General features: G+C 59.4%; 4 protein-coding genes. 3 read left to right on the forward strand and 1 reads right to left on the reverse strand.

Going from position 1 to position 5612, the window contains the following annotated elements:
• Window positions 1-587 precede the first annotated feature (587 nt).
• Window positions 588-770: a hypothetical protein gene (locus ABJK70_RS19025; protein ID WP_077730824.1), complete on the forward strand. Its 183-nt coding sequence runs from the start codon at window positions 588-590 to the stop codon at window positions 768-770.
• A 183-nt stretch (window positions 771-953) separates the two neighbouring features.
• Here the strand turns inward: ABJK70_RS19025 and ABJK70_RS19030 are convergent, their stop codons facing one another.
• Window positions 954-2975 (reverse strand): PAS domain S-box protein, encoded by a 2022-nt coding sequence (locus ABJK70_RS19030; RefSeq protein ID WP_347258782.1) that lies wholly within the window; start codon window positions 2973-2975, stop codon window positions 954-956.
• Window positions 2976-3376: 401 nt separating this feature from the next.
• Here ABJK70_RS19030 and ABJK70_RS19035 point away from each other — a divergent pair, with 401 nt between their 5' ends.
• Both ABJK70_RS19035 and ABJK70_RS19040 read left to right on the forward strand, forming a co-directional pair.
• Window positions 3377-3685, forward strand: coding sequence for a hypothetical protein (locus ABJK70_RS19035; protein ID WP_077730822.1), 309 nt, complete (start codon window positions 3377-3379; stop codon window positions 3683-3685).
• Window positions 3686-4357: 672 nt separating this feature from the next.
• Window positions 4358-5491, forward strand: a complete 1134-nt coding sequence (locus ABJK70_RS19040) for a GNAT family N-acetyltransferase (RefSeq protein WP_347258783.1) — start codon at window positions 4358-4360, stop codon at window positions 5489-5491.
• Window positions 5492-5612: the final 121 nt, after the last annotated feature.

The raw sequence follows: 5612 nt of genomic DNA on the forward strand, positions 1-5612 counted from the left end.
CGACAAGCCTGTCCTGAGCATCGTCGAAGGGCTCGGGACAGGCTCCGCGTAACCCACCGATTGGAAGTCGCTCGGTGGGTTACGCGCACGCGAAGTGCAGTGATCGGCGGTCGGTCAGTGCTGATGTGCGCCTAACCCACCCTACAAAACACGAATTTCTGATCGAAAGCGATCTGGAATAGGAGTTGATTGAAACCGGCTCCCGCAGGCCATAAACCCATCCGGCAACAGATCTAAGCCTCCAACTTGCATTCACCGAGTTTGGCCGATCCCGTCGGGGGACGCTCTCAATGTTCTCCCTCTCTCGGCCAAGCCCGCTTTCCGGCGCCGGTAGGTCGGCAAGGGATTGCCGACCTACCTGTCGGGCGCTCTGACACCGAATCGGAAAATGCTCTAGGGTCGAACGCTGCATCAGTATCGATCTCTCCCGAGTTTAAGCAAACGGAGCAGGTGATGACTGCCATAACAGTCAAGACCAAAGGCATGGCGGTTGCCGAGCGAACGACTCTCGGTATGGAACCTTACGGATAGTCAGAAAACCCCGCTGGGCCTAAGTTATCGACCTTTGTGGAGACTGTGGAGGAGGCATGAACGGTCCGACCGACGAAGGGAAAAAGCGATACCCGCCCAACGGCTTGTATCAAGCCAAGTACATGACCCAGCCGCACGCCTGTACGTGCACGGCGGAGTGTACCGATCCCTGCGATGGCGAGGACTGCGGTTGCAGCGCATGCCTGGCGCTACACGACGGTGTGGCTTCCATCGACTGATCGTGCCAATCCATAACGAGTGTCGGCTCGAAGGCAAGCCCGAGCTGCAAGACCTATGGTCGGGCTACGGCCGGATTTTCCATCACTTGATCGGCAGGCATGAAAAGTCGGGATTACCGAACCTCTGCCTGAGGTTTCAAACTGCGGATTCAATACGGAACGGTGCCATGCGTCTGTCTTTCTCTAAACATCGGGGTAAAGGGGCAGTCGCACGATGAATTCACTCCCTCGGCCGGAGCCTCCGCTTTCGGCTTCGACCCACCCGCCGTGCAGTTCTACGATGCGCTTGACGATGGTCAGACCGAGCCCCAACCCGCCTTGAGCGCGGTCCAGGGTGCGCTCGGCCTGGGTGAAGGGCGTAAAGAGGTGAGGTAACAACTTGCCGGGTATGCCTTCGCCCGTATCCCGAACCGAAACGACCGCCTCGCCGTTCTCCCGAGTTAGGCTCAGCCAGATCCGACCGCCTTCCGAGGTGTACTTTGCTGCGTTGTTGAGCAGGTTCGACACGACCTGAACCAGGCGCACGCTGTCCCCCTCCACCTGAATCGGGTCTTCCGGGATGAAAATGGTGAGGGCGTGGCGCCGCGCCTCGACGAAGGGCCGCGCGGTTTCGACGGCTTGGGCGATCACGGCGGCGAGCTCCACCGGCGTTTTTTTCAGTGCCAGCTTGCCTTGGACGATCCGCGACACATCCAAGAGATCGTCCACCAGCCGGATCAACTGGGTGACTTGACGGTCGATCACCTCACAGGCCCAGATCAACTTGGGCTCCGATGCGCCGAATTTGCGCTGGATGTGGACGGCATTCCGGATCGGCATCAAGGGATTGCGGAGCTCATGCCCCAGCATCGCCAGAAATTCATCCTTCCGGCGGTCGTATTCCAGGCGCAGTTCTTCGGCTCGCTTGCGCTCGGTGATGTCCAGGAAGGTGCCGATGATCTGCAGGACCGATCCGTCGGCCTCGCGGGCGAACACCCCATCTCGCGAAATACACCAGATCCAACGGCCGTCAGCGGTTCTGATCCGGTACTCGATTTCCAGTGTTTCGCCATTGGCCGTGTCGAGCAAGGCCTTGAAATGGGCGATGATGCGGCCTTGGTCGTCAGGGTGAAACAGATTGAAAAAGTCCTTCCCGCTCAGGCTCTGGAGGTCCTCGAGGGTATAGCCCGTCAGCTCGGTGCACTGGGCATTGATGAAGACATCCCGCCCGGCTTTCACATCGTAGATGTAGAGGCCGTTCAGAGAGGACATCAGGACCTTCTTGGCGAAGGCATCCCGCTCCTTGAGCTGCTGCTCGGCCGCTTTGCGCGCGGTGATGTCGCGGGCAATCGTGGACGCGCCCATGATTCGGCCCTGTTCGTCTTGCAGCGGCGAGACGGTGAGCGAGATGGCGATCCTTCGGCCGTCCTTGCCGAGACGCTCGGTCTCATAGTGATCAACCCGCTGGCCCTGGCCGATTTTCATGAGAATCTCCAAATCCTCCGCCTGCCGTTCGGGCGGAATGATGAAGCTGATGGGGCGGCCGATGGCTTCGTCCGCGGCGTAGCCGAACAGCCGCTCCGCGCCGGCATTCCAGCCGGTGATGACTCCATCCAGGGTCTTGCCGAGTATGGCATCGTCGGAAGACTCCACGATGGCCGCCCATTGGCGCTGCAAGGCATCCGTGCGCATCCGCTCGGTAAGGTCGGTGAGAGCCGTCAAATACCGGACCTCCTCCGCGTCATGGGTGAAGGTTTTCCGGCTGGCGAGCTGGACGGCGAGGCGGTCTCCCGTTGATGTTAGAAGGGTCAGCTCCGCCATGGCTTGCTCCTGCTGCAGACAGCCTTTGAGATGCGTTAGAAGTGTGGATTGGTCTTCGGGAGCCACGTAGCGGTGCAAGGGAGAGCCCACCAGATGCGTGCGCTCCCGGCCGAGCATTGTCGCCCCGGCCATATTGATGTCTCGGATCACCCCCTCAGAGTTCAGGCTCACATAGCCGATCGGCGCCCCGTCATAGAGCTCGGCATAGCGGTTGCGGGACCGTTTAAGGGCCCGCTGGGCCTCCTGAAGTTCGCGGTTCTGGGCCTCCAATTCCCGCACCTGTGCCTGGAGTTCACGGATCGTCCGCGTCAGCTCGTTTTGAAGCCGCTGAACGTCGCTGCAGTCCCGGCACGCTGCCAGGCTATGAAGAAGCTTGGCATCCGATAAGTCTTTGATGGTGGTCATTCTGGGATCCCCGTCTCCTCTTAAGTAACGTCATGGGCATCCCAGCCACTTCCGCCGCACCCAACGGGTACCGTTCTTCCCCCAGGAGGCGGCGGACTGAAAAGTTCTCCTTAGACTCGTTTCAAGGCCACGGTTGCACTGATCGCCGGGGATTGGACTCAAAAAATTGAATTTCACGAACGGCCATTGCCGGAATGTTTCCAGAGCAAACCTTGGGCGGGATAGCCGGCAGCCCGCGTGATCGGATTTCACCCAGCCGAATCGGAGCTGCGTCGATCGGATACTTATCTGTACTGTCACCCGAATGGCTTTGGAAAAAGCACCCAACGTTCGGTAAGAGCGCTTGTCAAAAATCAATCGGACTCAGAAAAGCGGTCCACCAATTCAAAGGAGTAAATGTCATGAACACCATTACGGTCAGAACCGATGGAGCCAGGGTCGGCGGTATCTGGTATGACGCCGGCTGCTATAGGGCGCCATTGCACGCGCAATTCGAAGGCCCCGGCTATTACTGGCTCGAACCCGTGGCCGATCATCATGGCGTCAGGTATTTCGAGAAAGGCATCTCGCTCGGGGCCTGCGATACCCAAGCGCAGTTGGATAGCGCGATTGACGTGGTGATTCGTGAGCATGGCGAGATGACGGATTCCATTTGGTTGCTCGGCGCAACCACCGCAATCAGCATTACCGTGGAGACGTTCGACCGATAAGCCTCGCTCCACGGCCAGAACCCGGTTCCGGCCGGATTTCTTGGTCTGTTACGAAGGCTTATCAGAGAGACAAGGATTTGTACTTATTTTGTGGCTGAATCAGATTCGGTCTAATGGGGCTCCCACGGGACACGCGCCGGAGGACGAGCCGGCCGGCCGAACCGCCGCCCCAGCCAGCCGTTCGGGTTCTGGCTTCGTTCTTTTCCGACCAAGCACCCGCTTCGATTGACGGGTCGGTCTGATCGGCGGGACCGGCCGCCGACACTTGTTCCAAAGGACGCTATGGATAAGCGAAGGACGCCGCCCAGATCGTGACGCCTAACCCGATAAGAAAAGGCATCGTTTCGCTTCGGCTGGCGTTTCGAGCCGTGGACCGAGGCGTTCGGAGCAGGTGAAGACGACCGCGATCAACTAGATGCCCGAGCTCTGGGCAGGGAGCGACAGATGATCAAGGACGCTTTCATTCTCGACCTAGTCGCCTACGAAGACCGAGGAGCGGATAAATCGCATGCTCCCGGCGTCTGCCGTTTCAAGTGAAGCCGAAGGGTAGCTCTAAATGTCAGTCCAGACCTATCGCGCTTAATGGAAGCACATGGCCTCGCGCGCATCATCGGCCGAATAGATGGCCAAGCCGATTGGATTTCCCATTTCTCATCCAGGAAGGAGAGCAAAATGGCCGTTAGTCAAGATTTCGCCAGCGTGGATCTGTCCGTGAAACCATATCTGGGCAGCGGCGCCCAGGAAATGCATCTGGAAAGCATTGTCCGGCTGTGGCGGGAACGCTTCGACGAAGACCACATCGAGAAGAGGCAGATCCTGTTCCGATGGCTGACCGAGAGGAATCCGTTCCGGGAGGGGCGTACGCCTTACTATCTCCTCACTCACGGCGGGCAGGTCGTCGGCATGCACGGACACATGCCGCTCAGATTTTCTCTGAGAGGCCGTCAGATGACGGGATATCTGGCGCATGACGACCTGCTGGCAAAGGCGTATCGAGGGAAGGGGCTCGGAAAGGTCCTGCTTCGTGGCGTGGCCGAACAGACCACCGATTTCGCCGGTGCCCTCTGGTTCAACGAGCCCAATCGCCACCTCTACCTCAAGGCCGGATGGCTTCCCGTCCCGGACTTTTATCCCTACTTCAAGATACTCGATCCGGCACCCTTCATCCGGCAACGGGTCGGCGGGCGCATTTCCCGCACCACACTCTCTTTGCTGGCCCGGAGTGCGCTTCGGGTGGGGGAACTCGCCCTTCGCGCCAGAATACCGCGGCGGATAGCCATCATCCCCATGATGCATTTCGACGAGCGCTTCGATGAGTTTTTCTCTAGGGTGTCTCCCGCCTTCGGACTGATGGTCGTCCGGGACCACTGGTATCTCAACTGGAAATTCGTCGAGCGTCCGTTCAGTAACTACCGGCGGTATGCTGCGTTCAATAACCAGGATACCCTCTGCGGGTATGCCGTGATCAAGCGAGCGAAAACGGGGGACCGTCTCCGCGGCCAAATCCTCGACATACTCGCGGATCCTCGGGAGCCGGAAGCGTTCGAGGGATTGCTGAACCAGTGCCTCCAGGATTTCAAGCGAAGCGGAGTGGATTGTGCGGAGATCATGTGCACCTACCCACCGTTCATCCGACAGCTTAGGCGCGCCGGCTTCCTGCGGGCACGCACACCGGAGCCGTTTATGGCCTGCAAGTGGGAGCAGCAGTTTGAGCGGTCTTTCGTCTCCAGCATTGGCAACTGGTATCTCACCTTCGGCGATGCCGATGGGGATGCCTGGGACGTGAACTCTCCGGAGCCCTGGTAGGCAGATCGCACCGTCGATCCTCCACGACCGTTCCCCCAAGACAGGTTCGGATGGATACCGTGGCCGCTACCCCGCGTGTTCCAGCCGAGCAAGGTGGGCACGGAATGTCCTGCCCGCTTTA

The organism is Methylocaldum sp., assembly GCF_039794385.1.
In the GTDB taxonomy this organism is placed as follows: Bacteria; Pseudomonadota; Gammaproteobacteria; order Methylococcales; family Methylococcaceae; genus Methylocaldum.